This window comes from Marinobacter xestospongiae (genome assembly GCF_023156385.1).
GTDB lineage: Bacteria > Pseudomonadota > Gammaproteobacteria > Pseudomonadales > Oleiphilaceae > Marinobacter > Marinobacter xestospongiae.
The window spans coordinates 69313-95201 of record NZ_JAKZAK010000019.1 but is presented as its reverse complement, the minus strand read 5'-3'; the positions used below and the strand labels follow the sequence as shown (position 1 = coordinate 95201).

Here is a 25889-nt window from a genome sequence, read left to right as displayed (position 1 = left end):
CACCCGGGCGCCAGCGAACAAGGAACCGACAGCGACAGGATGCCCATGAGCCAACGGCAACGCCGAGCCACGCCCCGCCGGGATGACCCGGTCAATGATTTTTTCGTCCCCGACCTGTGTCGGGTGCGGGCGGTGTTCCTGCTGCTGGTGAGCAGCGAGCTGATGGTGCTGCTGCTGGCGGTGATGCACAGTGAAAACACCTGGATCGACTGGAACTACTTTGGCCTGTTGTCGCTGTTCGTGCAGTGGACCGCCCTCACCAGCGCCGCCATTATCTGCCCGCTGCGGGGCCTGCTGGCCCGATTGTCGGTGGCCCGCGCCAGCACCCTGATCACCCTGATCGTGCTCGCCGACGTGTTCATCTTCAGCCTGTTCGCCGACAACATGCTGCACCCGGAACCCGGCGTCAACGGCTGGATGGCCATCGGCAAGAAGCTGCTGGCGGCACTGATCATCACCCTGATGGCGCTGCGCTACTTTTACCTGCAGGCCCAGTGGCAGCAACAGAAGCAGGCCGAGATGCAGGCCCGGCTGGCGGCCCTGCAGGCCCGCATCCACCCGCACTTCCTGTTCAACAGCATGAACACCATCGCCAGCCTGATCAGCAGCCGGCCGGACCTGGCGGAAGACGCCGTGCTGGACCTGTCAGAACTGTTCCGCGCCAGCCTGAAGGCCCAGGACCGGCTGATCAGCCTGTCCGAGGAACTGGGCCTGTGTCGCAACTACCTGATGCTGGAAGGGCTGAGGCTCGGCGATCGCCTGACCGTCGACTGGCAGGTGGCCCCGGAGCTCGACCAGCAGGCCATTCCGCCACTGACGCTGCAGCCGCTGGTGGAGAACGCCATTTACCACGGCATTCAGCCCTGCCCCGACGGCGGCACCCTGCGCATTGAAGGTTACCAGCGCGGCGAGTTCGCCTACCTGCTGGTACAGAACCCCCGCCCCCAGACCGACCAGAGCCGCCACGACGGCAACCGCATGGCGCTGGCCAACATCCAGGCCCGGTTGCAGGCGCTGTTCGGCGAAACGGCGGTGCTCAAGCAGAGCCACCAGCACGACATCTATACCGTCACCCTGAGGCTGCCCCGACAGCGGGTACCCAGCCACCGATCCACCCGAACCCCCTGACCATGACAACGCCATGACCACCGACCAACGCCTTCTGATTGCCGACGACGAACCCCTGGCCCGCGACCGGCTGCGCCGCCTGGTGGACGCCCTGCCCGGGTTCCACGTCTGCGGCGAAGCGGCAGACGGCCACGACGTCCTCGCCCGGGTGGCCGAACTGGCCCCGGACGTGGTGCTGCTGGATATCCGCATGCCCGGCATGGACGGGCTGGAAGCCGCGGAACACCTCAGCAACCTCGACAATCCGCCGGCAGTGATCTTCTGCACCGCCTTTGACCACTACGCCATTGATGCCTTCAACGTCCAGGCGGTGTCCTACCTGCTCAAACCGGTACGGCAACAGGCGCTGGCCGATGCCCTGGCCCGCGCCGGTCGCGTCAACCGGGTGCAGTTGCGGGCACTGCAACAACGCCAGGACGACGATGCCGGCCAACTGGCGGTAAAAACCCACCGCGGTACCGAGTTGATCGACATCAACCAGGTGCACTACTGCCAGGCCGACCAGAAATACGTCACCATTCATCACGACCGCGGCGAAACGGTGACCGACCACACCCTCAAGGAACTGGAACAGGGGTACCCGGAACGGCTACTGCGGATCCATCGTCACACCCTGGTGGGCCTGCGTTACCTGCAGGGCCTGGTGCGGGACGGTCGCGGCCACTGGTTCGCCCGGCTGACGGACGACACCCGCCTGCCGGTCAGCCGGCGTCATGCCAGCGCGGTGCGCGAACGCCTGCAGGACGGTGACGGAGCCGGCCTCTGAGGCGAAATCCGCGGCCGCGGATGGCGGGACATTTGCCACTCAACGCGTTAACCTTGTCGGCAACTTTTCACCGACTTGGCGAACGATTCAACCATGGCTAAACGCACCCTACGCATTGCAACCCGCAACAGCGCCCTGGCGCTGTGGCAGGCCGAATTCATCAAGGCGGAACTGGAACGCCTGCACGACCACATCACCGTCGAGCTGCTGGGCATCAAGACCCAGGGCGACAAGATCCTCGATGTGCCGCTGGCGAAGATTGGCGGCAAGGGCCTGTTCGTCAAGGAGCTGGAAGAAGCCATGCTCGACGGTCGTGCCGATCTCGCGGTGCACTCGATGAAGGACGTGCCCATGGAATTCCCCGAAGGCCTCGGTCTGGTGGCGATCTGTGAACGGGAAGACCCCACCGATGCCTTCGTCAGCAATCACTACAACTCGGTGGAGGAGTTGCCCCAGGGCGCCGTGGTCGGCACCGCCAGCATGCGCCGGGAAGCCCAGTTGCGGTCCCATCGCCCCGACCTCCAGGTTCGGACCCTGCGGGGGAACGTCAACACCCGCCTGGCCAAGCTCGACGCCGGCGACTACGACGCCATCATCCTGGCCAGCTCCGGCCTCAAGCGTCTGGGCTTTGAAGATCGCATCCGCAACGCCATGCCGGACACCGTGTCGCTGCCGGCCGTGGGCCAGGGCGCGCTCGGCATCGAGTGCCGCCTCGACGACCAGGAGCTGATCGATCTGCTGGCGCCCCTCGACCATCCGGACTCCGCCGACCGGGTGCGCGCCGAGCGGGCCCTCAACCACCGCCTTGAAGGCGGTTGCCAGGTCCCCATCGCCGCCTATGCCCTGCTCGAAGACGATGACACCCTGTGGCTGCGCGGCCTGGTGGGCTCCGTCGATGGCACCGAGATTCTCCGCGCCGAGGGTCGGGCGCCCCGTGGCGAGGGTGAACGCCTCGGCCGCGAACTGGCCGAAGACCTGCTGCGGCTGGGTGCAGACCGGATTCTGGCCGAGATCTATGGCCACACCCCACGCTGAGTCGCCCCTGCGCGGGTGCCGGGTGCTGGTGTGCCGACCGCAGCCGGAAGCCGACCGGCTGGTGGCGGCGTTTCACGCCGCCGGTGCCGAGGCCCGCGCCCTGCCCCTGCTGGAGCGACTGCCGCTGCCGGACACCGCGGCCACCCGGACCGCGATCCAGAATCTCGACCAGTTCCACCACGTCATCGCGGTCAGCCCCTACGCCGCCCGCCAGTTACTGGCACTGATCGACACCTGGTGGCCACAGCTGCCACTGGGCCTGCACTGGTACGGTGTCGGCCAGGGTACCGCCCGGGTGCTGCAGCAGGCCGGGCTCCAGCCTCACTGGCCCAGCACCGGGGTAGACAGTGAAGCGCTGCTGGCGCTGCCGGAACTGGCCCGGCTGAGCGGGCAGAAAGTCCTGCTTGCCCGGGGCGAAAACGGCCGTGAGCTGCTGCGGGATACCCTCCAGCAACGGGGCGCCCAGGTGACACCGCTGGCGCTGTACCGGCGCCAGTGTCCGGCCGATGCCGGTCAGCAGCTGGACACCCTGTTGCGGGACTTCGACCCTCATGCCGTGGTGCTGCTGTCTGGAGAAACATTGAACAATTTCATCGCGCTGGGTGAGAATAGTGACCATACTCTGTACCAGCGACTGCTGGTTGTGCCGGTGCAGAGGGTGGCCGATCAGGCAGCCCGGGCGGGATTCCACAACCTGTGCATCCCCCCGGAGCTGAGTGACCACCAGGTGATTGCCGCCGTTGCCCAGCATCTGGCCCCGACCGCACCGGATACCGACATTCCGGCCCGGTAATCGGGTTTGCCCCACCAGCGGGGCCTGACAAGCAAGTAAGGAAGCCTGTGACTGACTCAAACAGCCAACTGCCCGCGCCCGTGGAATCCACCCCCAGCCCGCGTCAGCGTCTCTGGCCGCTGTGGCTGGTGGCCCTGCTCACCTTCATTCTTGTGGTCGCCCTGGCGGTCTGGAACTGGCAGCAGTGGCAGTGGCGACAGCAACTGCAACAGACCGTGGGCGAACTGCAACAGAGCGATCAGCAACTGGATCAGCGCTATGGCGCCGGCGCTGACCGCCAGGCCGACCGGCTGCAGTCACTGGAACAGCGCCTGAGCAACCAGCAAAGCCAGCTCGCCACCTTCCAGCGCCAGATTGACCACAACGCCCGCGAACTGCTGGCCACCGGCAACCGTACCCGCACCGACTGGCTGCTGGCGGAAGCCGAATACCTGATGCGCATTGCCAATCAGCGGCTGCAGGTAGAGAAGGACATTCGCGGCGCCCTGGCCGCGCTCAACGAGGCCGACAAGGTGCTGCGGGAATCCGATGACGTCGGCGTATTCACCATCCGCAAGCAGCTGGCCCGGGAAGTCCTGGCCCTCAAGGCCATCAGCGACGTTGATCGAACCGGACTCTACCTCACCCTGGAGGCCGCCATCGCCAGCATGCAGGAGCTGACGGACGACACACTCTATCAGGGCGAAGGGCCTGCGCTGTTCCAGGACCAGCCGGCCACCCCGGCCGCCGGCGATCCCGGCATCTGGGCCCGGGCCTGGCAACAGGTCAAGACCACTGTGGGCAACGCCGTCTCCTACCGGCGCCTGGACCAGCCGGTACAGCCCCTGATGTCGCCGGAACAGGCCGCCTACGCCCGCCTCAACATGCAATTGATGCTGGAAGAAGCGGAACTGGCGGTGCTGCGGGGCAACCAGGTGCTGTATGACCGCGCCCTGGCCAAGGCCCGAGGCGCCCTCGAGCAGTGGTACGATGGCACCGACAACCGCATCACCGCGCTGCTGGACACCCTGGCCGAGCTGGAAGGCAAACAGGTCGACCCCGAGTTGCCGGATATCAGTGAATCCCTGGCGCTGCTCAAGGCCCGCCTGTCCGGCCGCTTGAACACCGAAAGCAGTGAGTCGGCAGACAGCGAGGGAGGCAACGGCCAATGATCCGCTACCTGCTGCTGATCCTGTTCGCCCTGCTGCTGGGGACCGCCCTCAGCATGGGCATCCAGTACGACCTGGGCTACATTCGCATCAGCCTGGGCAACCGGCTGATCGAGACCAACTTCTGGGTTGGGTTGTTCCTGCTGGTGGTTCTGGTGGCGACCTTGCTGATGCTGGCCAACCTCAGTCGACGGCTGTTTCACCGCACCAGCCTGGTTACCGGCTGGCTGGCCCAGGGCAACGCCCGCCGCGCCCGCCGTCGCACCACCCAGGGCCTACTGGCCCTGGCCGAGGGCAACTGGCCACGGGCCCGCAAGCTGCTGGAAGCCTCCGCCAGCCACGCCGATACCCCACTGATCAACTATCTGGCGGCGGCCCAGGCGGCCTTCGAGTCCGGCGACCACGACAATGTTGATGAACTGCTGCGTCAGGCCTTCGACAGCACCCCGGGATCAGACATGGCCGTGGGCATCACCCAGGCCCAGCTGCAACTGGCGGGTAACCGTCTCGAGCCGGCTCTGGCCACCCTGGTACGGCTGCGCAAGCAGGCACCCCATCACCCATTCGTACTGAAACTGCTCAAGAATACCTACGTCCGCCTGGAGGACTGGCGCGAGCTGTCCCAGCTGCTGCCAGAGCTGCGCAAACGCGGGCTGGTGGACGACGATGAGCGGGAGGAACTGGAGCGTACCATCTGGCACAACCTGATGCAGAAGGCCGCGGCCGACTGCCGCCGGCAGTCAGCGGAAGCCGGTGAAGGCTCACTCACGCCGCTGACCCGGCTGTGGGATGAAGTGCCCGGCAGCGTCCGCCGGGATGAGCAGACCATCCGCGAATACGCCCAACTGCTGGCGGAGCTGGGTGACGAAGCCCAGGCCGAAACCCTGCTGCGCAAGGTACTGCGCAATCACTGGAGCGACGAGCTGATCAACCTCTATGGCCGGCTCCAGGGTGACAAGCCCGATGAACAGCTGCTGGCGGCGGAACGCTGGTTACAGGACCGCCCCAACAACGCCGAACTGCTGCTGGCGCTGGGCCGACTCAGCCTGCGCAACCAGCTCTGGGGCAAAGCCCGGGAGTATTTTGAAACCAGCCTGCGACTGCGTCGCAGCCGCGAAACCATGGCGGAACTGAGCCGTCTCAACGCCCACATGGGCGAGGACGAGACCAGCGTCAAGCTGCTGATGCAGGGGCTGGTGAAAGACAGCGGCCTGCCCGACCTGCCGATGCCCAAGGCGTAAACCACCAGGCTGAAAGAAGGGCGCGCCGCCCGGTACTAACGCGGCGCGTATTCCAGCACGTCGGAGAAGAAGGCGTCTTGTGGCAACCCGGCGTCCAGCAGGGCGTCCAGCAGGGTATACACCATCGCCGGTGAGCCGCTGGCATGCACTTCCACATTCTGCCAGTCCGCTCCGGAGGCGAGCACCGACCGCACCAGTTGGTCATGGTGACCGGCCCAGTCGTTGTCCTCGTTGTCACCCACCACCGGCACAAAGCTCAACGGCGCCCACTCTTCATGCCATTGCTGGGCCAGCGTGCGCAGGTACATGTCTTCGTGGCGGCGTACCCCCCAGTACAGCCGTACCGGCTGTTGGCAGTTATTTTCCCGCAGGTAGTCCACCAGGCTCTTCATCTGGGCGAACCCGGTACCGGCCGCCACCAGCAGCAACGGACGTTCAGGAACGGCGGCGAGACAGGCCTTGCCGTGGGGCAGGGTCAGGGTCACCGTGTCGGACGCTTTCAGGGCATCGATAATGCGCTGGGAAGAGCCCCAGTCCGGCGACACCTGGATGTGCAGCTCGATGTCGCTGGCCGACGGACTGCTGGCGATGGAGAAGTAGCTGGGCTCGGCATCGGGAACCTGCAACGACAGGTACTGGCCGGCGTGGAAGGTCAGCTCCCGCCGCCGGGGCAGTTTCAGGGTGACCCGGTAGACGTCGTGACTGATGGGTTCGATGTCCACCACCGAGACCTGCATGGTGTTCGGCTTGCTCTGTCCTGCTGCCATAACGGCGTCAATCTCCAGTTCCAGCGGCCCCTGCGCCACCGTCCGGCACAGCATCAGCCGCGAGCCAGGGGCAATGTCTTGTTGGTTGCGGGTGTTTCGCGCCTGCCCGCACAGCAGCCGTGCCTCGCACAGCTCGCACACCCCGTTGCGGCAGGCCGCGGGTACCGCAATGCCGGCCCGGGTGGCCGCCGTCAGCAGATCCTCTCCGTGGGCGACGTGGTACCGCAAGTCGGCGGGGCGCAGGGTAACGCGAAACCGCGCCCCCGTCATGTCAGCCATGTCAGTATAATCCGCTGCCATCCCTGGCCACGACGTCAATACCCAGCTCGTCCCAGAGCTCATCTACGCGCTGGCGGACCTCCGCGGTCATTTCAATGGGGGTACCCCACTCCCGGTCGGTCTCGCCCGGCCACTTACTGGTGGCATCCAGCCCCATCTTGGAACCCAGGCCCGCCACCGGGGAGGCAAAGTCCAGGTAATCGATGGGGGTGTTTTCCACCAGGGTGGTATCCCGGGCCGGGTCCATCCGTGTGGTGATGGCCCAGATAACATCGTTCCAGTCCCGGGCATTGACGTCGTCATCGGTAACGATCACGAACTTGGTGTACATGAACTGACGCAGGAACGACCATACCCCCATCATTACCCGCTTGGCATGACCGGGGTACTGCTTCTTCATGGTCACCACCGCCAGCCGGTAGGAACAGCCTTCCGGGGGCAGGTAGAAATCAACGATCTCCGGGAACTGCTTCTGCAGGATGGGAATGAACACTTCGTTCAGTGCCACCCCCAGAATGGCCGGCTCGTCCGGCGGCCGGCCGGTGTAGGTACTGTGGTAGATGGGGTCACGGCGGTGGGTGATACGCTCCACGGTGAACACCGGAAACTGCTCCACTTCGTTGTAGTAGCCGGTGTGATCACCGAATGGCCCTTCCGGCGCCATATCATCCGGGTAGATGTAGCCTTCCAGCACAATTTCGGCGCTGGCGGGCACCTGCAAATCGCCCACGCCGGCCTGCACCAGCTCGGTACGGCCACCGCGCAACAGCCCCGCAAAGGCATACTCCGACAGGGTATCCGGCACCGGCGTCACCGCCCCCAGAATGGTAGCCGGATCAGCCCCCAGCGCCACGGTGACCGGGAACGGCTTACCGGGATGCGCCTGCTGCCATTCCTGGAAGTCCAGCGCGCCGCCCCGATGGCTGAGCCAACGCATGATCAAGCGGTTGCGCCCGATCAGCTGCTGACGGTAGATACCCAGGTTCTGGCGCTCCTTGTGGGGACCGCGGGTGATCACCAGCGGCCAGGTGACCAGCGGCGCGGCATCGCCGGGCCAGCAGTGCTGGACCGGGATCTGGTAGAGATCGACCTGATCCTTCTCAATCACCACTTCCTGGCAGGGCGCCGACCGCAACACCTTCGGGCTCATCCGCATCACCTGGCGAAACACCGGCAGCTTTTCGATGGCGTCCTTGAACCCTTTGGGCGGGTCCGGCTCCTTCAGAAACGCCAGCAATTTGCCGATCTCCCGCAACGCGGTGACGTTGTCCTGCCCCATCCCCATGGCCACCCGTTTGGGAGTGCCGAACAGGTTGGCCAACACCGGCATGCGGTGGCCCTTGGGGTTTTCGAACAACAGCGCCGGACCGCCCGCCCGCAGGGTGCGATCGCAGATTTCGGTCATTTCCAGATAGGGATCAACTTCGGTACGGATGCGTTTCAGCTCACCCTGCTGTTCGAGCTGCTCGATAAAATCACGCAGGTCGCGGTACTTCATGTCAGGCTCCGGGTTGGGCTTGGGTCGGGGACAGCCAGCGAATCAAAAACGGTGTCGGTAAAACAAGAATGGGGAGCCCCGTATCAACAAGAAGCTCCCCATCTCATCTCAAAATCAAGCTGTTGCGGCAGAACCGCCGACGGTCTTATCGACGCTTCATCGACAGGAAGAACTCGTCGTTGGTCTTGGTTTCCCGCAGCTTGTCGAGCAGGAACTCCAGTGCTGCGGTATCGTCGTCCATGGAGTGCAGCAGTTTGCGCAGAATCCACACCCGCTGGATATCGGCTTCGGCCATCAGCAGATCCTCACGACGGGTACCGGAGCGACGGATGTTCATCGCCGGGTAGATTCGCTTCTCGGCAATGCGACGGTCCAAGTGCACTTCCATGTTACCGGTGCCCTTGAACTCCTCGTAGATCACCTCGTCCATCTTGGAACCGGTATCCACCAGCGCCGTGGCCAGGATGGTCAGGCTGCCGCCCTCTTCCACATTCCGGGCGGCACCAAAGAAGCGCTTGGGTTTTTCCAGGGCGTGGGCATCTACACCACCGGTCAGCACCTTGCCAGACGACGGAATCACGGTGTTGTAGGCACGGGCCAGACGGGTAATGGAGTCCAGCAGGATCACCACGTCCTTCTTGTGCTCTACGAGCCGCTTGGCCTTCTCGATCACCATCTCGGCGACCTGAACGTGACGCGCCGGCGGCTCGTCAAAGGTGGACGCGATCACCTCGCCGCGCACGGTGCGCTGCATTTCGGTGACTTCCTCCGGACGCTCATCGATCAGCAGTACCATCACATGGCATTCAGGGTTGTTGCGGGTGATGGACTGGGCGATGTTCTGCATCAGCAGGGTCTTACCGGCCTTGGGTGGTGATACGATCAGCCCCCGCTGGCCCTTGCCGATGGGCGACACCAGATCCAGAACCCGCGATGACAGGTCCTCGGTGCTGCCGTTACCCGCTTCCAGCGCCAGACGCTCTTCCGGGAACAGCGGCGTCAGGTTCTCGAACAGAATCTTGTTGCGGGCGTTGTCCGGCTTGTCGAAATTGATTTCGCTGACTTTCAGCAGCGCGAAGTAACGCTCGCCATCCTTCGGCGGCCGGATCTTGCCCGCAATGGTGTCACCGGTGCGAAGGTTGAATCGACGGATCTGGCTGGGAGAGACGTAGATGTCGTCCGGGCCCGCCAGGTAGGAGGCGTCCGCCGAGCGCAGAAAGCCGAAACCGTCCTGCAGAATCTCCAGTACGCCATCACCGTAGATGTCTTCGCCGCTTTTGGCGTGCTTCTTCAGGATGGAAAAAATGACATCCTGCTTGCGGGAGCGAGCCAGGTTGTCGAGACCCATTTCCTGCGCAATATCGAGCAGTTCGGGCACGGATTTCTGCTTGAGTTCAGTAAGATTCATAAGTTGTTAGGCATTCAAGAATGGAAATAATCAGGGTTAGAGGGGACAGGGGGTACGAAACTGGCCGTCCCGGCCATGTCAGGGGCCAAAAATAAAGAAAATGGAGCTAAAGGCCAGAGGCTGAGAGAGATGTCAGCCCGTCAGACTGAGTGATCTTTCACCAGGTCGTTGTGCAATGTCAAGTACTGGCGGCCTCAAATCGTTGATCATTATAGCAACAACCGGGGTCAATACCAGCCCTTCCAATCCCGCCCTGTGATCGGGATACTGAGAGCTTAAGGCAAGCCAACGGTTACGACAAGGCCAATAGGCCGGGAACTCAACCAACTTTCGGAGCAATGTGACGGATGACCAGTCATACCCAGGCCGGCAACCATGCCCTTAACATCGCCCTACTCACCGTGTCCGACAGCCGCGGCGTCGAGCAGGACACCTCCGGCCAGTACCTGGAAGACAGCGTACTGACCGCAGGCCACCAGCTCATCGCCCGTCGCATCCTGCCAGACGACATCTACCTGGTGCGGGCGCTGATCTCCCAATGGGTCGCGGCGCCGGATATTCACGCCGTGATCATCACTGGCGGCACCGGCTTCCACGAGCGTGACAGCACGCCAGAGGCGGTGATGCCGCTGCTGGACAAGACCATCGACGGCTTCGGCGAAGAGTTCCGCCGGCTGTCCCAGACCGACATCGGCAGTTCCACGGTACAGTCCCGGGCCTTTGGTGGCCTTGCCAACCACACCGTGATTTTCTGCCTGCCCGGCTCCACCGGCGCCTGCCGTACCGGCTGGGAGGGCATCCTGCGGGATCAGCTCACCGCCACCCACAAGCCCTGCAACTTCGTCGGCCTGCTGCAGCGCAAACCGGACCGCCCGGTGCAGCGGCTGCAGGAAGTCATCGGCGACAAGGCGGTGCGCTGATGGCCGTCGGTAATCTGACCTCCGTTGACGACGCCCTGGCGCACTTGTTTGCCGACGCCGGAGTGGTAACAGACACCGAAACCCTGCCCCTGGCCGACGCCCTCGGACGGGTACTGGCCGAGGCGCAGCAGGTACCGGCCGATGTTCCGCCCGCCGACAACAGTGCGGTGGATGGTTACGCGGTGCGCACCGCCGACCTGGTGGCCGGTCGCGCGCTGCCGGTGCGTGGCCGCATTGCCGCCGGCCAGGCTCCGGAACCGCTGCCGGAAGGGGCGGCCGCGCGCATTTTCACCGGCTCGGAGGTCCCGGAGGGCGCCGATGCGGTGATCATGCAGGAGCGCACCGAACGGGTCGATGGCCAGGTCTACCTGCTGGCCGATCTGGAGCCGGGACAGAACATCCGTCGCCGCGGCCAGGATCTGCGCGAGGGCGATACCGCCCTGGCAGCCGGCGTACGCCTGCGTCCCCAGGAGCTGGGGCTGCTGGCCTCCATGGGCATTGCCGAAGTCACCGTGTATCGGCGCCTGAAAGTGGCGGTGTTCACCACCGGCGACGAGCTGGTGGAGCCCGGCCAGGCGCTGGCCCCGGGACAGATCTACAACTCCAACCGCTTCACCCTGCTGGGACTGATGGCGCGCACCGGCTGTAACGTCGTGCGCTGCGAGACCCTGCCGGACGATCGGGCCTTTTCCGAGCAGGCCCTCACCGAGGCGGCGGCGGAGGCCGACCTGATCATCACCAGCGGCGGTGTGTCGGTCGGCGAGGAAGACCACATTCGCGCGGTTCTCGAGGATCAGGGTGAACTGTCGCTGTGGCGACTGGCCATCAAACCGGGCAAACCGCTGGCCTACGGCCACCTGGCCGGCACACCGGTGCTGGGGCTGCCCGGCAACCCGGCCGCCGTGCTGGTGACGGGCCTGGTGCTGGCCCTGCCTTACCTGCATCGGCGCCAGGGACGCAGCGGTGATCCGATCTCTGCGCAGTCACTACCGGCCGGTTTTGCCGTCGACGTGCCGTCCATCCGCCGCGAATTCCTGCGGGCCCGCAAGGAACTCAAGGACGGTCAGCCGCAGGTGGTGGTCTACCCCAACCAGAGTTCCGGCATGCTCAGCTCCGCCTGCTGGGCTGAGGGCCTGGCGGTGGTGCCCGAGCACACCACGGTGGCGGAGGGCGACCTGATCACCTACTACAGCTTTGCCGACCTGCTGGAGTGAACCGATGACCGACGTCACCATCACCGTGCACTACTTTGCCCGCCTCAGGGAGCAGCTGGGAACCGAACAGGAAACCGTGACCATCCCCGCCAACCTGACCCTGGCGGAACTGAAACAGCGTCTGGCGGAGCGGGGAGCGCCGTGGCAATTGCTGACCGGCGAGCGGCCGGTACTGGCGGCCGTTAACCAGGCCATGGCCAAGAACGCCACGCCCCTGCAGGACCGGGACGAGGTGGCGTTTTTTCCACCGGTCACCGGAGGCTGAGCCATGACCGACCATGTCCTGGTGGCATCCGCCGACTTCGACGCCGCAGAACAGCTTCAACAGCTGCGCCAGACCAGCAACGCCACCGGTGCAATCGCCACCTTTACCGGACTGGTGCGGGACTACGGCGACCATAGCAATGTCACCGGGCTGTTCCTGGAACACTACCCCGGCATGACCGAACAGGTGATCCACGGGCTGATTGGCGACGCCCGGGAGCGCTGGGACATCCAGAGCGCCCGGGTGATCCACCGGGTTGGCACCCTGACGCTGGGCGAGCAGATCGTCTTCGTGGGGGTCAGCAGCAGCCATCGGGCGGATGCCTTTGCGGCCTGCGAATTCCTGATGGATGCGCTGAAGACGTCAGCGCCGTTCTGGAAGAAAGAGCTCACCCGCGATGGCGAGCACTGGGTGGAGCAGAAAGACAGCGACCGCGAACGCGGTGCCCGCTGGCACCAGAGCGATCCTGGCGACGACTAGCATAAGTCATCCGGTGTATTGCGATTGGTGAACTGGGACGCAAAGACGTCACAGTTCACCTGCCGCCCGCCGTGCTGGCGGAAGAAACGGAACACCCGGCGTTCGCCCGTTGCCAGGTACGCCGCCAGATCGTCCGCCAGAGCCACCGGCACCACCCCGTGCAGGGGGTGAACGCGGCCGTCCACCTCCGCCATCAGCGGCCGCTCGGGGGCCTCGTGGTAGGCCGCCAGCACATGGGCCAGCAGCGATGGCGTCACCGTGGGCGTATCGCAGGGACAGACCAGCACCGCCGCAAAGCCCTCCTGACGGGCACACTCCAGCCCTGCCAGCAGCCCGGCCAGCGGTCCCTGCCAGCGCAGGCCTGGCGGGTCGGAAACCAGCCACCGCCCCAGCGACCGATAGAACGCCGGATGGCGGTTGGCACTGACAATCAGCGCCGGCACCACCGCCGTCATCGTGGCCGCCACCCGGCTTGCCATGGGGGTCCCCTGCCAGGCCAGGCGGCCCTTGTCGTCACCGCCCATGCGCCGGGATTCCCCTCCGGCCAGCAACAGTCCGGCAATGGTCATATTCACTCCCGCAATGGCTGCCGCCAAGACACAACAAAGCCGCCCGTGAAGCGACTCAGGGGCGGCTTTGTCGGGTTCGACAGACCGATCAGAGGTTGCTGTCGAGGAAGGCTGCCAGCTGTGACTTGGACAGGGCGCCCACTTTGGTGGCATCGACGTTGCCGTTCTTGAACAGCATCAGGGTCGGGATACCGCGAATGTTGAATTTGGGCGGAGTCTGCTCGTTCTCATCAATGTTGAGCTTGCAGATCTTGAGCTTGCCGTCGTACTCATCGGCAATCTCTTCCAGCACCGGCGCGATCATCTTGCAGGGACCGCACCATTCGGCCCAGTAATCCACCAGTACCGGCGTATCGGCCTGCAGTACTTCCTGCTCGAAAGACGCATCGGTCACATTTACGATATTTCCGCTCATTGCCTTTTCCTGATTACGGCGCATCTGTCCCCATGAAGCCGACGTCGGCCAGCCTGGGGCTACGCTATGGACTGATTTGGACGGGGTCGCATGGCCTTGCCACGGCCCCGGCTTACCTGCGGTGAACACCGGACCAATACGGCCAGCACCACCGACGAGATTAGTTATTACTTTACGCGATTGCTCAACCGGATGTGAAGGGGCCGACTATCGCCGGATCATGGAAAGCGACTACTGACAGCCACCGGGCATTGCCTTATAGTTGTCGCAGCATTCGATGTCGCTAGGGGAACCTTCCGGTATCCCGCTGCCCCGGGGCCGCCCTGGCCCCACGCCTTTCCAAGCCGGCAAGAGGAAGTAGTCAGCCGTGATGGCCGTCGATACCGCCACCGAACCCGATGTCATTGCCGCGATCGACATGGGGTCGAACAGTTTCCACATGGTCGTGGCCCGCCTGGTGCACGGCGAAATCCGAACCCTTGAGAAGATGGGTGAGAAGGTCCAGCTCGGAGCCGGCCTGGATGCCGACAACAATCTCACCGAAGCCGCCCAGCAGCGGGCCCTCGACTGCCTCAGCCGCTTTGCCCAGCGACTCAGCGGCATGCCCGCCTCGGCCGTGCAGATCGTCGGCACCAACGCCCTGAGGGTGGCCCGCAACGCCGCCGGTTTCATCCACCGTGCCGAGCAGGTACTGGGCTTTCCGGTCGAGATCATCGCCGGCCGCGAAGAGGCCCGCCTGATTTACCTGGGGGTGTCCCACACCCTGTCCGATGACGCCGGCCGACGGCTGGTGATCGACATTGGCGGCGGCAGCACCGAGTTCATTATCGGTGAACGCTTTGAAACCCGGGAGCTGGAAAGCCTCCACATGGGCTGCGTGTCTTTCCGCAACCGCCACTTCGCCGACGGCCGCATCAGTCGCCGGCAGATGGATCGCGCCATCACCCACGCCGCCCAGGAGCTGCTGCACATCCGCAGCCAGTACCGGCGCCTGGGCTGGAGCAGCGCGGTCGGTTCCTCCGGCTCCATCAAGGCCATTGCCAATGCTCTGGCAGCGCTGCGCATCACCGACGGCACCATCACCTTCAAGGCCATGCGGGAGCTGCGCAAGCGGCTGGTGGACATGGGCCGGGTGGAACGGCTGTCGGAGCTGGGCGTGCGAACGGAACGCCACAGCGTGTTCCCGGCCGGTTTCGCCATTCTCTACGCGGCGTTCGAATCGCTGGGGATTGAGGAAATGCGCTTCGCCGAGGGCGCGCTGCGGGAAGGCCTGCTGTATGACATTGTCGGCCGTATCCAGCACGAGGACGTTCGCGAGCGCACCATTCAGGCGCTGCAGGAACGCTACCACGTTGACCAGGACCATGGCCGCGCCGTCGAGGAGACCGCCATCGCCGCCTGGCGCCAGGTTGCCGACAGCTGGCAGATCAACAGTGACAACGACGAAGACGTGCTGCGCTGGGCCTGTCGCCTGCACGAGATTGGCCTGACCATCTCCCACAGCCAGTACCACAAGCACGGCGCCTACCTGCTGCAGTATTCCGACCTGCCGGGCTTTACCCAGCAGTTCCAGCGTGAACTGGCCACCCTGGTTCGGGGTCACCGCCGCAAGTTCTCGTCGGCGGTGTTCGAGAACGCCGACCCGGATGACCATGGCCGTCTGCGCTATCTGTGCGTGCTGATCCGGCTGGCGGTGCTGATCCAGCACCCCCGCAATCAGGAACCGCCGCCGGATTTCCGACTCAGCGCCGACGCCAACAGCCTGACCCTGACACTGCCGGACAACTGGCTGGCAGACCGTCCACTGACCCGGGCGGACCTGGAGAATGAACGGGACTACCTGACCCGCCAGGACCTGCAGCTCATTCTGGCGTGAGCACCGAAGCGGATTGCCGGGTTACACCAACCCGGCTTCCATCGTCTCAACGGTCTCACTGACGTCCAGCCATTCCGCTTCGGCCTCGTCCAGATCGGCCTTGCAACTGGCCTGTTCGGCCAGCAGGGTTTTCAGCCGGTCCTTGTTCTCGGCCTCATACACCTCGGGCTGGGACAGGGCCGCTTCCAGTTCAGCAAGGGTCTGCTGCAGTTTTTCCATCTGCTTTTCCAGCGTCGTCTGACGCTTGCGGTAGGGGCTGATCTGCTGCCGCAGCGCCGCCTCGGCCCGCTTCTTGGCCTTGCGCTCGTCGGCACTGAGGCCGGCGAGCACCGGTGATGCATCAGCCTGGTCCGGCTCGGCCTGACGTCTGGGTGGCTCGCCATCGTCCTTGCGGCGCTCGGCCAGCCAGCGCTCGTAATCCTCCAGATCACCGTCGTATTCCGTCACGCCGCCGTCGTTGACCAGCCAGAACTCATCCACCGTGTTCCGCAGCAGATGGCGGTCGTGGGAGACCACCACAATGGCGCCATCAAAGTCCTGCAACGCCATGGTCAGGGCCTGGCGCATTTCCAGGTCGAGATGGTTGGTGGGCTCGTCCAGCAACAGCAGGTTGGGCTTCTGCCAGGCGATGGTCGCCAGGGCAACCCGCGCTTTCTCCCCCCCGGAAAACGACCGGATCGGCGACAACGCCTCATCGCCATGGAAATTGAAGCCACCCAAGAAATTGCGGATCCGTTGCTCAGAGGCGGTTGGCGCCAGCCGCTGCAGATGCAGGAACGGGCTGGCGTCCAGATCCAGCGCCTCCAGCTGGTGCTGGGCAAAGTAGCCCACCGCCAGGTTCTCGCCGGGGTTGCGTTCCCCGGCCAGCAGGGTCGCCTCCCCCCGCAATGCATCGATCAACGTCGACTTGCCGGCGCCATTGGGGCCCAGCAGGCCCACCCGGGAGCCGGGCAGCAGGGACAGATTGAGACCGGACAACACCACCCGATCGCCATGGCCGGCTTCGCCCTGTCGGATCGACAGCAACGGGCTGGACACCTTGTCCGCCACCGGGAACTGGAAGCTGAACGGCGAATCGACGTGGGCCGGTGCGATCTTCTCCATCCGCTCCAGCGCCTTGACCCGGCTCTGGGCCTGACGGGCCTTGCTGGCCTTGGCCTTGAAGCGGCTGATAAAGCGCTCAATCTGGGCGATCTCGGACTGCTGGCGTTCGTAGTTGGCCTGCTGCTGGGCCAGGCGTTCGCTGCGCTGCCGCTCAAATGCCGAGTAGTTGCCGCTGTAGGCGTTCAGCCCCTTGCGCTCAAAGTGCACGACATGGGTTGCCACCCGATCCATGAAATCCCGGTCGTGGGAGATGAACAGCAGGGTACCGGGGTAACGGCGCAGCCACCCCTCCAGCCACAGGCAGGCATCCAGATCGAGGTGGTTGGTGGGCTCGTCGAGCAGCAAAAGGTCGGACGGCCGCATCAGCGCCTGGGCCAGGTTGAGGCGAATCCGCCAGCCGCCACTGAACGCCGACACCGGACGCTCGATATCACTGCCGGCAAAGCCCAGGCCACGGATCAGGCTTTCGGCGCGCCGGGGAGCATCCCAGGCCTGATAGAGATCCAGCTCACCGTGTAGCCGGGCGATGGCATGGTCGTCACTGGCAGCTTCGGCAGCCGCCAACTCCGCTTCCATACGCCGCAGCTCCAGATCGCCATCGAGGACAAAGTCCCGGGCCGAGCGCTCGCTGGCCTCAAATTCCTGGGCCATGTGAGCGATGCGGCAGCCGCCAGGCAGCGACACATCCCCCTGCTCCTGACTCAACTGGCCCAGCAACAGCTTGAACAAGCTGGACTTTCCGGCACCATTGGCACCCACAATGGCGACCCGGTCGCCAGGTTGAACGGTCAGATTGGCGCTCTCTAGCAACCAGACGCCGCCGCGTTGTAAACTGAGATCTGTTATCGTAAGCATGCCGGCATTCTATCAGGAACCCGCTGAATGCCAGAACACTGGCGATCATCAAGGTCCCAGCCGGCAGCCATCGCACCAACGCCGTGGGCACCGCATGACCGCACAATGGACGCCATTGCCGGCAACCCTGGAACCGGACAATCCCCTATGGCGGTTTGCGCTGGCGGCCTGGACAATTCCGGCGGTTGAACAGCACTGCCTGGCGCTCCAGGGCCGAGGCTGGAGTGTCACCCGGCTGCTGGCCGCGGCCTGGCAAGCGTCTCTGGGCCAGGCCTTCACCAGCGAGTCAGCAGTGGTGTTGCAGTGGCGCACCGAAGTGACCGCCCCCCTGCGACAGCTGCGAAAACAGCTGCCCAGGGAGCACAGCACAATCGCCAGCCTGCGCAGCAAAGTGGCCAGCGCCGAGCTGGAGGCGGAACGAATGGAGCTGGCCCTGGTGTTTCACCATACCCTCGCCACCACCGCCAGCGCCGCGCCAACAGAACAACTGATCCGGGACAATCTCCGCAAGGCGGCGCCCCCGGAACCACAGGATACGGAGACCGAGCGACGGCTGGCGGAACTGAGCCGGCACTTTTTCCGGCTCTCCCCCAACGGAGCAAGCAGGCCATGATAATGCGATGGCTGATCAGACTGGCGTTTCCGGCTCTTGGGCTGCTGTTGCTGCTGATTTTTTTCGGCATCACCGACCCGGAGACCGTCGCCAGCACGGATGCAACCGAATCCCCCGACGAAAAGATCCCCGCCTTCGAAGGATTGGTGCCATCTCCGGTACCACTGGACGGCCCGGATGTGATCTTCAAATGGCAGGACAGCGACGGTGGCTGGCATTACGCCGACACTCCACCGGAGAAAGGGCCCTGGAATGCCCTCGCGGTCGAACCCAACCAGGGGCTGCCCAACCTGTCGTCCGGCGACCCGGAAACCGACTGGCAATCCCCCTATCACGCCCCCTTCGCCCTGAGCCCGGGCAAGGATAGCTGACGGCCAAGGATGGCTAACAGGTTCAGAGAGGCTCGCCCTCACTTCTCAGCTTTGTTGACCACGGCAAACGATTAACGTCCGTTCAGTGGCATCTGAGTGCTGAACCGGTTACCTTTTCCGTCATCATTCATCATCGATGCATCAACACTAAGGACGATCCAATGAAGAAGACGCTAATCGCCGTAGCGACCGCTGGCATCCTCGGCGGTTGTACCGCCGCCAACCAGCCGGCACCGGAGCCCGAGCTGAACGACAACCACCAGAAAGTCAGCTACGGCATGGGTCTGGTGCTGGGCGAGCGCATGCGCAATGATCTGCCGGACCTGCAGATGGATCAGTTCCTTCAGGGTATCCAGCACGGCCACGCCGGCGATGAAAATGTCAACCGGATGACCCGCGAAGAGATCCAGCAGGCGCTGATGGACTACCAGAAGCAGATGCAGGAAGAGCAGGTTGCGCAGATGGAACAACTGGCGGAAGACAACAAGACCGCCGGCGAAACGTTCCTCAAGGAAAACGCCGAGCGTGACGGTGTGATGACCACCGAATCCGGCCTGCAGTACGAAGTGGTTGAAGCCGCTGAAGGCGACATGCCCACCGCCGACGACAAGGTCAAGGTGCACTACACCGGTGAACTGATCTCAGGCGAGGTGTTCGACAGCTCCCGCGAGCGCGGCGAGCCGGTAACCTTCGGTCTGAACCAGGTTATCCCGGGCTGGACCGAAGGCCTGCAGCTGATGCCGGAAGGCAGCCGCTACAAGCTGTATATCCCGTCAGATCTGGCGTACGGCCCGGGCGGCAACCGCGCCATCGGTCCCAACGAAACCCTGATCTTTGACGTGGAACTGCTGGAAATCAATCCGGAGTCCTGATCCGGACCCGCACTCCAGCCTATCTCACCGGCAGTCAGTCCCTGGCTGCCGGCCACTCCCGCCTCAGGCGGACGAAGACATCACCTGATCGGCATGAACGTTGTGCAACTGCTCGATCAGCACGTCTTCCATTTCAAACCGGCTTTCCAGAGTCTCACCCAGTTGGGACAGTTCGCTGAACAGCTCCCGCACCTCGGTGTCCGTCAGTTCACCGCCATCCAGGCGATCATTGAAATTCAGTGCCACCTCAGTGGTCTGCTCCAGTCTGGGATAGAGCTTGGCCGCCAGCTCCAGGCCGCCGTCGTTAAACTCCTTGGCCTCGTGGATCAACTGCTCATAGACCTCAAAGTGGCCGGCCGACACATAGTCCACCAGGATCTCGCAAAGCCGCACAAACTTGGCCACTACCGCCTCGGTAGGCGCGTCACTGTCTGCTCCGGACAGCTCGCAGTAATGGACGATCAACTCCTGTCGCTCCTTGAGCCAACGGTCGATCAGCTCGCTGACCCCTCCCCAACGCTCCTTGGCATTGCGGCAATTCTCTAACATGACGCCTCCCGGTGACTTCTTCCGTTGCTGCTGCAATTGATTGTTGTTTTCAGCACAGACGGGCCGAGCCGCCAATAACGGTGGCCCGTGCAAATCAAGTTACCCCAAGCCGCGCCGGGGTAGCAACTGCAAAATTTGGATAGCAAACGACCTTTTTGGCGGAGCCAGATCAGCGCTGTCCGGGACGCACCAGCATCACCAGACCAACGATGACCAGCACACCAAAGAACAGTGCCGTCCAGCCCGGAATGCTCAGGCCCAGAAAGCGCCACACCACCTCGGCACAGTCGCCGGTACCGCGGATCGCCATCGCCAGCACCTCTCCCAGCGGGAACACCTCCAGCATGTAATCCACCGAGGGGCCACAGGCAGGCACCTGATCCGCCGGCAGGCTCTGCAGCCACAGCTGGCGCCCTGCCAGCCCCAGACCACCACCGGCGGCGACAGCCAGCGACAGGCCATAGATGCGGCCACCCAGGGGGCCCGGGTTATGCAGTGCAGCCACCAGGCTCACCAGCCCGACCGCCATAAACGCAAAGCGCTGCATCCAGCACAGCGGACAGGGTTCCAGTCCCTGCACGTGTTCCATGTAGAAAGCGGTCGCCAGCAGACCGGCACACACCACAAAGACCAGGAAAAACACCAATCGACGATTCAAACGTTCCATCCTCTCGAAGTAACTGTCAGACCACGGGCGCGCGAGCCGGTATGACCGGCAACCCGCTGATAAGATCCACAACCGCCCAAACTTCGCCCAGACACGCTGCTGCAAGCAAACCGGCAGCCTGCTATGCTGTCCGCACCCGTTGTGCTGGCCACTTAACCGCAACCGCTACAGAACATCAAGCCTATGAACGTTATGTCATTTCTTCGCTTTACCCTGCTTGCATTCAGCCTGATGGCGACGGCTCTGACGCCGGCCTGGGCCGCCGACGATGAAGAGGAAGGCGAGGAAGCCGCCCAAGTCACCGACTACATCGCCATGGAGCCGGCGTTCGTCACCAACGTGGGCACACCGGACCGGAAACTGAAGTACCTGAAAACGGAGATCACCCTGCGGGCATCCAGCGCCAACACCCGGCCGGCCGTGGAAACCCACATGCCAAGGCTGCGGCACGAACTGGTGATGCTGTTTGGAGAGCAGTCAGACCTGGATCAGCTGACCTCGGCCGAAGGCAAGGACAGCCTGCGGGCGGAAGCCCTGAGCCGCATCAACGCGGTGCTGGACGAGCAGCAGACGGGCACCCGGATTGACGACGTTATCTTCACCACGTTCGTGGTTCAGCGCTAGAGAACCTCTGAGAGGCCGGTTCCGCGCCTGGATGAGCGCGGTGGTTCAGGCGATGCGGGAGAAGAAATCGTCCTGTCTGGCCGCCGCTGCTTCAGCCGCGGCCTCGGTGGCGTCTTCCCAGCCGGCTTCCCAGGCCGCAATCACCACGTCCCCGCGGTAAGGGCAACGCTCCCGCGGCATGCCCATCTCCGCCGCCATGCTGCCCTGACGATACGCCTTGTTGAGGGACTCAACGTCCCAACCCAGCTTGATATCCCTTGCCATGTCCGCCTCCTGTCATCGCCTGAGCCAGCCACTGATGAGGTGTGGACTGGGAAAGACTTACTACACGATGTAACAAAAGCTAACAGTGGTTACGGGTGTTGACAAACAGCTGTTCATTTTTTGTGTACCAGGTCCGCTGCAACCGTGACCGGGGTACCGAACGGCATCAGCGACGCTCTTTAAAGAACTTCAAAATCAGTGCATTACCGATCTGACAGGTATTCCGCCAGGTAGTCCTCGAACGACTGCGTTTCCGCCGCCTCGATTGCCGCCTGCTCCGCCAGTGACGCCTCGGTCATCCGCTCATAGGCCTGCTGGGTCGCCGGCGCCAGGGCTTGCGAACGGAAAGCCGCCTGGTGCCGCTGCGACATCGCCATTACCCAGTCACGGTGCCCCAGCCCCTCTTCACGCATGGCCGCCAGCACCCGGGCCGACGGCAACCGGCCGGTGTCGGTCAGCTTGTCCGCCTGCTCCGCCAGGGCCCGACGGTACCGGTCGCCGCCCTGCCACTGATCCAGTTGTTCAGCCAAAGGCGCCAGACCGTCCACCAGACGCCGGGCGGCATCCATCAGTGGCATCGGCTGGTTACGGCAGGCCAGGTTGAGGTTCTGGTCGCGGCCACGGCTGACCACGTCTTTGTAATTGTCGTCGAGGTGAACGCACTCGTCGTCATCGATCCAGCCACTGTCGGACAGCAGGCAATCCAGCAGGAACAGGTCCAGGAAGTCCAGCTGACCGGCGCTGACCCCCAACGGCGAGAACGGGTCCAGATCGAGGCAGCGCACCTCCACATACTCCACGCCACGAGCATCCAGCGCCTGTATTGGCTTTTCCTCGCGCTCGGTGGTGCGTTTGGGACGAATGGCGCTGTAGTACTCGTTCTCGATCTGCAGGATGCTGGTGTTGATCTGGATGAATCGGTCGCCGTCGCGGGTACCGATCTTCTCATAGGCCGGCCAGGGAGTACGGATGGCCTGGGCCAGGGTGTTGGTGTAGGTCTTCAGCTCGTTGAAACAGATGTTGAGGGATGCCTGGGCGTTGTTGTGGTAACCCAGATCGCCCATCCGCAGAGAGGTGGCATCAGCCCCAAACCAGGTGTGATCGTCAAACCGCTCCAGGTGATGGCTGACACCGTCCACGAAGCTGGCATCCAGTGCCGGTGAGGCGCCGAACAACAGCATCAGCAACCAGCTGCGCCGGCGGAAGTTGCGCACCAGCCAGAAATACTGGTCCGACTTGAAGTCCTGCAGCGAACGCCCGTCGCCCAGGGCCTGCTGCCACTGCTGCCAGAAGCTGTCCGGGAACGACAGGTTGTAGTGGGCACCGGCGATGCTCTGCATCATCCGGCCATAGCGTACCGCCAGCCCCTGGCGATAGACGTGCTTGAGCTGACCAACATTGGAGCTGCCGTACTCGGCAATCGGAATGCTGGGGTCACCGTCAAGCTCGCAGGGCATGCTGGCGGCCCAGAACACCTCGTCCCCCAGGTGCTGGTGGACAAAATGGTGGGTTTCCCACAGCGATTCCAGCAGCGCCTCGGTACTGTCGCAGACCGGGGTGATCAGCTCCAGCAGGGACTCGGAGTAGTCGGTGGTGATCCGCGGGTGAGTCAGGGTGGAACCCAGCGCCCGTGGGTGGGGAGTCTGGGCGATAAAGCCCCGGGCGTCCGCCCGCAATCCTTCCTTTTCAACCCCTTTACGGAAGCCGTGCCACTGGCCGGCGGTGAACTGGCGGAAAAGCTGGTGCCGGGAATCCCCCATGAATCACTCCTGCTGACCCCGGACCGCAGACCGGGGTTGAATACGTTGGAGCCGGCCACGCCGGCTCCCTGAGTTAGCTGCCTTTGCGGGCCGACGCCAGGGCCTGGGCCAGCGCACCGGCCATCGCGCCCTGGGGCGCTTTCTGGTCCCGACCGCCCTTACCCTGCCGCGGCTGTGCTCCACGACCGGCGTTGCGACTACCACGGCTGTCGCTTTGGCTCTTCTCTCCGGGCTGGTCGTCCATCCGCATGGAGAGCGCGATACGCTTGCGGGGAATGTCCACGTCCATCACCTTGACCTTGACGATATCCCCCGCCTTCACCACCTCACGAGGGTCGTTGACGAACTGGTGCGACAACGCCGAGATGTGCACCAGACCGTCCTGGTGTACGCCGATATCAACAAAGGCACCGAAATTGGTGACGTTGGTGACGGTGCCTTCCAGCACCATCCCGGCCTTGAGGTCCTTGAGGGTTTCCACCCCTTCTTCAAAGCTGGCGAAGCGGAACTCCGGCCGTGGGTCACGTCCGGGCTTCTCAAGCTCGGCAAGGATGTCCTTCACCGTCGGCAGACCAAACTGCTCGGTGACAAACTCTTCCGGCTTGAGGCTGCGCAGGAACGCCGAGTCGCCGACGATGCTGGCGACGTCGCGGCCGCTCTTGGCGGCAATCGCCTCCACCACGCCGTAGGCCTCCGGGTGCACCGACGAACGGTCCAGCGGGTTATCGCCGGTGGCGATGCGCAGGAAGCCGGCAGCCTGCTCGAAGGTACGTGCGCCCAGGCGACTGACCTCCATCAGCTGTTTGCGGTTGCGGAACACACCGTTGCGACTGCGGAAATCGACGATGTTCTGGGCAATGGTCTGATTCAGACCGGACACCCGCGCCAGCAGCGGTACCGAAGCGGTGTTGAGATCCACCCCAACGCCGTTAACACAGTCCTCCACCACCGCATCCAGGCTGCGGGCGAGCTGCACCTGGGATACGTCGTGCTGGTACTGGCCCACGCCGATGGACTTGGGTTCGATCTTCACCAGTTCCGCCAGCGGGTCCTGCAGGCGGCGGGCGATGGACACCGCGCCACGGATGGTGACGTCCAGGTCCGGCAGCTCGCGGGCGGCGAACTCGGATGCGGAGTAGATGGAGGCGCCGGACTCGTTCACCACAATACGGGCCAGGTTGAGGTCCGGGTAACGCTTGATCAGGTCAGCCACCAGCTTCTCGGTTTCCCGCGAGGCGGTGCCGTTGCCGATGGCCACCAGTTCGATCTTGTACTGCTTGCACCAGGCAGCCAGTTGCTCGATGGAGCGGTCCCACTGGTTCTTCGGGGCATGGGGGAAAATCGCGCCGTGACCGGCAACCTCACCGGTACCATCGATAATCGCCACCTTGACCCCGGTACGCAGTCCCGGGTCCAGGCCCAGGGTGGCACGGGGACCAGCCGGTGCCAGCAGCAACAGATCCTTGAGGTTGGCGGCAAAGACGTTGATGGCCTCGGCTTCGGCGGTTTCACGCACCTGCGCCATCAGGTCGGTTTCAATCTGGGTCGACAGCTTCACCCGCCAGGTCCAGCGCACCACGTCCGACAGCCACTTGTCGGCAGCACGGCCGTTGTCACGGATGTTCCAGTGGCCAGCGATACGCTGCTCGGCCGGATGCGACTGACGGCGGTCGTCTTCGCCCTCACCCACCACAATGCTGTAGGTCAGGATGCCCTCGTTACGCCCGCGCAGGATCGCCAGGGCCCGGTGGGACGGCACCTTCTTCAGCGGTTCGACATGGTCAAAGTAATCGCGGAACTTGGCACCCTCGGTTTCTTTGCCTTCCACCACCGTCACCTTGAGCTGGCCCTGCTGCCAGATAAAGTCCCGCAGTTGTCCCAGCAGTTCGGCGTCCTCGGCAAAGCGCTCCATCAGGATATAGCGGGCACCGTCGAGGGCTGCCTTGGTATCGGCCACGCCGGCCTCGGCGTTGACGTAATCTGCCGCCAGGGCCTCGGGCTCGTTGGCAGGATCGTCATAGAGGGCGTCCGCCAGCGGCTCCAGGCCCGCTTCCCGGGCAATCTGGGCCTTGGTACGGCGTTTGGGCTTGTAGGGCAGGTAGAGGTCTTCCAGGCGGTTCTTGGTGTCGGCACTGGCGATCGCCGCCTTGAGTTCGTCCGTGAGCTTGCCCTGCTCGTCGATGCTCTTGAGGATGGCACCGCGGCGGTCTTCCAGCTCCCGCAGGTAGCGCAGCCGTTCTTCCAGGGTTCGCAACTGGCCGTCGTCGAGAGAGCCGGTCACCTCTTTCCGGTAACGGGCGATGAAAGGCACGGTTGCGCCCTCGTCCAGCATGGCCACCGTGGCGTCGACCTGCTGTTCACGGACTCCGAGTTCGTCGGCAATGCGCTGGGAAATACTGTTCATGCCA

Annotated in this window: 26 protein-coding genes; 15 read left to right on the top strand and 11 right to left on the bottom strand. The window is 64.0% G+C overall.

Annotation, left to right across the window (positions count from 1 at the left end; all coding sequences use genetic code 11):
- Nucleotides 1-39: 39 nt before the first annotated feature.
- From MLD24_RS14485 to MLD24_RS14460, 6 genes are all read left to right on the top strand, one after another.
- Complete coding sequence (locus MLD24_RS14485; RefSeq protein ID WP_394373253.1) at nucleotides 40-1128, top strand: sensor histidine kinase; 1089 nt, start codon at nucleotides 40-42, stop codon at nucleotides 1126-1128.
- A 13-nt stretch (nucleotides 1129-1141) separates the two neighbouring features.
- Entirely contained in the window at nucleotides 1142-1894 is a 753-nt protein-coding gene (locus tag MLD24_RS14480; RefSeq protein WP_227173590.1) for a LytR/AlgR family response regulator transcription factor, read from the top strand.
- Nucleotides 1895-1987: 93 nt separating this feature from the next.
- The gene (hemC, locus tag MLD24_RS14475) at nucleotides 1988-2929 is read left to right on the top strand and encodes a hydroxymethylbilane synthase (protein ID WP_248167412.1); all 942 of its coding nucleotides are present in this window, start codon (nucleotides 1988-1990) and stop codon (nucleotides 2927-2929) included.
- Nucleotides 2910-3722 (top strand): uroporphyrinogen-III synthase, encoded by an 813-nt coding sequence (locus MLD24_RS14470; protein ID WP_248167411.1) that lies wholly within the window; start codon nucleotides 2910-2912, stop codon nucleotides 3720-3722. Before hemC ends, MLD24_RS14470 begins: the two co-directional genes overlap by 20 nt.
- Nucleotides 3723-3769: 47 nt before the next feature.
- On the top strand, nucleotides 3770-4873 hold the full coding sequence (locus tag MLD24_RS14465) for a uroporphyrinogen-III C-methyltransferase (protein WP_248167410.1): 1104 nt from the start codon (nucleotides 3770-3772) through the stop codon (nucleotides 4871-4873).
- Nucleotides 4870-6111, top strand: a complete 1242-nt coding sequence (locus MLD24_RS14460) for a heme biosynthesis protein HemY (RefSeq protein WP_227173583.1) — start codon at nucleotides 4870-4872, stop codon at nucleotides 6109-6111. Before MLD24_RS14465 ends, MLD24_RS14460 begins: the two co-directional genes overlap by 4 nt.
- 35 nt (nucleotides 6112-6146) lie before the next feature.
- On the opposite strand, the gene MLD24_RS14455 is transcribed toward MLD24_RS14460, so the two are convergent.
- From MLD24_RS14455 to rho, 3 genes are all read right to left on the bottom strand, one after another.
- Entirely contained in the window at nucleotides 6147-7157 is a 1011-nt protein-coding gene (locus MLD24_RS14455; protein WP_248167409.1) for an FAD-binding oxidoreductase, read from the bottom strand.
- A 1-nt stretch (nucleotide 7158) separates the two neighbouring features.
- Nucleotides 7159-8655, bottom strand: coding sequence for a 4-hydroxy-3-polyprenylbenzoate decarboxylase (gene ubiD, locus MLD24_RS14450; protein ID WP_248167408.1), 1497 nt, complete (start codon nucleotides 8653-8655; stop codon nucleotides 7159-7161).
- Nucleotides 8656-8800: 145 nt separating this feature from the next.
- Nucleotides 8801-10063: a transcription termination factor Rho gene (gene rho / locus MLD24_RS14445; RefSeq protein ID WP_248167407.1), complete on the bottom strand. Its 1263-nt coding sequence runs from the start codon at nucleotides 10061-10063 to the stop codon at nucleotides 8801-8803.
- 347 nt (nucleotides 10064-10410) lie between these two features.
- Here rho and moaB point away from each other — a divergent pair, with 347 nt between their 5' ends.
- Genes moaB through MLD24_RS14425 form a run of 4 tightly spaced genes read left to right on the top strand, consistent with a single transcriptional unit; the run spans nucleotide 10411 to nucleotide 12942 of the window.
- Nucleotides 10411-10983: a molybdenum cofactor biosynthesis protein B gene (gene moaB / locus MLD24_RS14440; protein WP_227173575.1), complete on the top strand. Its 573-nt coding sequence runs from the start codon at nucleotides 10411-10413 to the stop codon at nucleotides 10981-10983.
- Nucleotides 10983-12197: a molybdopterin molybdotransferase MoeA gene (locus MLD24_RS14435; protein ID WP_248167406.1), complete on the top strand. Its 1215-nt coding sequence runs from the start codon at nucleotides 10983-10985 to the stop codon at nucleotides 12195-12197. The genes moaB and MLD24_RS14435 overlap by 1 nt, the downstream gene beginning before the upstream one ends.
- A gap of 4 nt (nucleotides 12198-12201) precedes the next feature.
- Nucleotides 12202-12462, top strand: coding sequence for a molybdopterin converting factor subunit 1 (gene moaD / locus MLD24_RS14430; protein WP_248167405.1), 261 nt, complete (start codon nucleotides 12202-12204; stop codon nucleotides 12460-12462).
- Between the two features lie 3 nt (nucleotides 12463-12465).
- Complete coding sequence (locus MLD24_RS14425) at nucleotides 12466-12942, top strand: molybdenum cofactor biosynthesis protein MoaE (protein ID WP_248167404.1); 477 nt, start codon at nucleotides 12466-12468, stop codon at nucleotides 12940-12942.
- Here MLD24_RS14425 and mobA read toward each other — a convergent pair.
- Nucleotides 12939-13511 (bottom strand): molybdenum cofactor guanylyltransferase MobA, encoded by a 573-nt coding sequence (gene mobA, locus MLD24_RS14420; protein WP_248167401.1) that lies wholly within the window; start codon nucleotides 13509-13511, stop codon nucleotides 12939-12941. The two genes, MLD24_RS14425 and mobA, sit on opposite strands and share 4 nt — an antisense overlap.
- An 88-nt stretch (nucleotides 13512-13599) precedes the next feature.
- Entirely contained in the window at nucleotides 13600-13926 is a 327-nt protein-coding gene (trxA, locus tag MLD24_RS14415; protein WP_227173566.1) for a thioredoxin TrxA, read from the bottom strand.
- Nucleotides 13927-14296: 370 nt separating this feature from the next.
- Here trxA and ppx point away from each other — a divergent pair, with 370 nt between their 5' ends.
- Nucleotides 14297-15802 carry an exopolyphosphatase gene (gene ppx, locus MLD24_RS14410; RefSeq protein ID WP_248167457.1) on the top strand — a complete coding sequence of 502 codons (1506 nt, stop codon included), beginning with the start codon at nucleotides 14297-14299 and terminating at the stop codon, nucleotides 15800-15802.
- Between the two features lie 21 nt (nucleotides 15803-15823).
- Here ppx and MLD24_RS14405 read toward each other — a convergent pair whose 3' ends face one another.
- The gene (locus tag MLD24_RS14405) at nucleotides 15824-17761 is read right to left on the bottom strand and encodes an ATP-binding cassette domain-containing protein (protein ID WP_248167399.1); all 1938 of its coding nucleotides are present in this window, start codon (nucleotides 17759-17761) and stop codon (nucleotides 15824-15826) included.
- A gap of 94 nt (nucleotides 17762-17855) precedes the next feature.
- Between MLD24_RS14405 and MLD24_RS14400 the strand changes: the two genes are divergently transcribed.
- The 3 genes from MLD24_RS14400 to bamJ all read left to right on the top strand — a co-directional run bounded on the left by MLD24_RS14400 (nucleotide 17856) and on the right by bamJ (nucleotide 19617).
- Complete coding sequence (locus MLD24_RS14400) at nucleotides 17856-18374, top strand: TIGR02444 family protein (protein ID WP_248167396.1); 519 nt, start codon at nucleotides 17856-17858, stop codon at nucleotides 18372-18374.
- Nucleotides 18371-18745 carry a DUF4124 domain-containing protein gene (locus MLD24_RS14395; protein WP_227173561.1) on the top strand — a complete coding sequence of 125 codons (375 nt, stop codon included), beginning with the start codon at nucleotides 18371-18373 and terminating at the stop codon, nucleotides 18743-18745. Before MLD24_RS14400 ends, MLD24_RS14395 begins: the two co-directional genes overlap by 4 nt.
- A gap of 161 nt (nucleotides 18746-18906) precedes the next feature.
- A complete protein-coding gene (gene bamJ, locus MLD24_RS14390) occupies nucleotides 18907-19617 on the top strand; it encodes a BamJ family beta-barrel-assembly machinery protein (RefSeq protein ID WP_227173560.1) in 711 nt (236 codons plus the stop codon).
- Between the two features lie 63 nt (nucleotides 19618-19680).
- Here the strand turns inward: bamJ and rsd are convergent, their stop codons facing one another.
- Together rsd and MLD24_RS14380 are read right to left on the bottom strand one after the other, a co-directional pair.
- Nucleotides 19681-20166: a sigma D regulator gene (gene rsd, locus MLD24_RS14385; protein WP_227173558.1), complete on the bottom strand. Its 486-nt coding sequence runs from the start codon at nucleotides 20164-20166 to the stop codon at nucleotides 19681-19683.
- Between the two features lie 169 nt (nucleotides 20167-20335).
- The gene (locus MLD24_RS14380; protein ID WP_248167393.1) at nucleotides 20336-20833 is read right to left on the bottom strand and encodes a disulfide bond formation protein B; all 498 of its coding nucleotides are present in this window, start codon (nucleotides 20831-20833) and stop codon (nucleotides 20336-20338) included.
- Nucleotides 20834-21025: 192 nt separating this feature from the next.
- On the opposite strand from MLD24_RS14380, the gene MLD24_RS14375 reads away from it, so the two are divergent.
- Nucleotides 21026-21457, top strand: a complete 432-nt coding sequence (locus tag MLD24_RS14375) for a flagellar basal body-associated FliL family protein (RefSeq protein ID WP_227173554.1) — start codon at nucleotides 21026-21028, stop codon at nucleotides 21455-21457.
- A 45-nt stretch (nucleotides 21458-21502) separates the two neighbouring features.
- Here the strand turns inward: MLD24_RS14375 and rmf are convergent, their stop codons facing one another.
- The 3 genes from rmf to MLD24_RS14360 all read right to left on the bottom strand — a co-directional run bounded on the left by rmf (nucleotide 21503) and on the right by MLD24_RS14360 (nucleotide 25885).
- Nucleotides 21503-21721 (bottom strand): ribosome modulation factor, encoded by a 219-nt coding sequence (rmf, locus tag MLD24_RS14370; RefSeq protein WP_248167392.1) that lies wholly within the window; start codon nucleotides 21719-21721, stop codon nucleotides 21503-21505.
- A gap of 203 nt (nucleotides 21722-21924) precedes the next feature.
- Nucleotides 21925-23481, bottom strand: coding sequence for a glutamate--cysteine ligase (gene gshA / locus MLD24_RS14365; RefSeq protein ID WP_248167390.1), 1557 nt, complete (start codon nucleotides 23479-23481; stop codon nucleotides 21925-21927).
- A gap of 73 nt (nucleotides 23482-23554) precedes the next feature.
- Nucleotides 23555-25885, bottom strand: a complete 2331-nt coding sequence (locus tag MLD24_RS14360) for a Tex family protein (RefSeq protein WP_248167388.1) — start codon at nucleotides 25883-25885, stop codon at nucleotides 23555-23557.
- Nucleotides 25886-25889 lie beyond the last annotated feature (4 nt).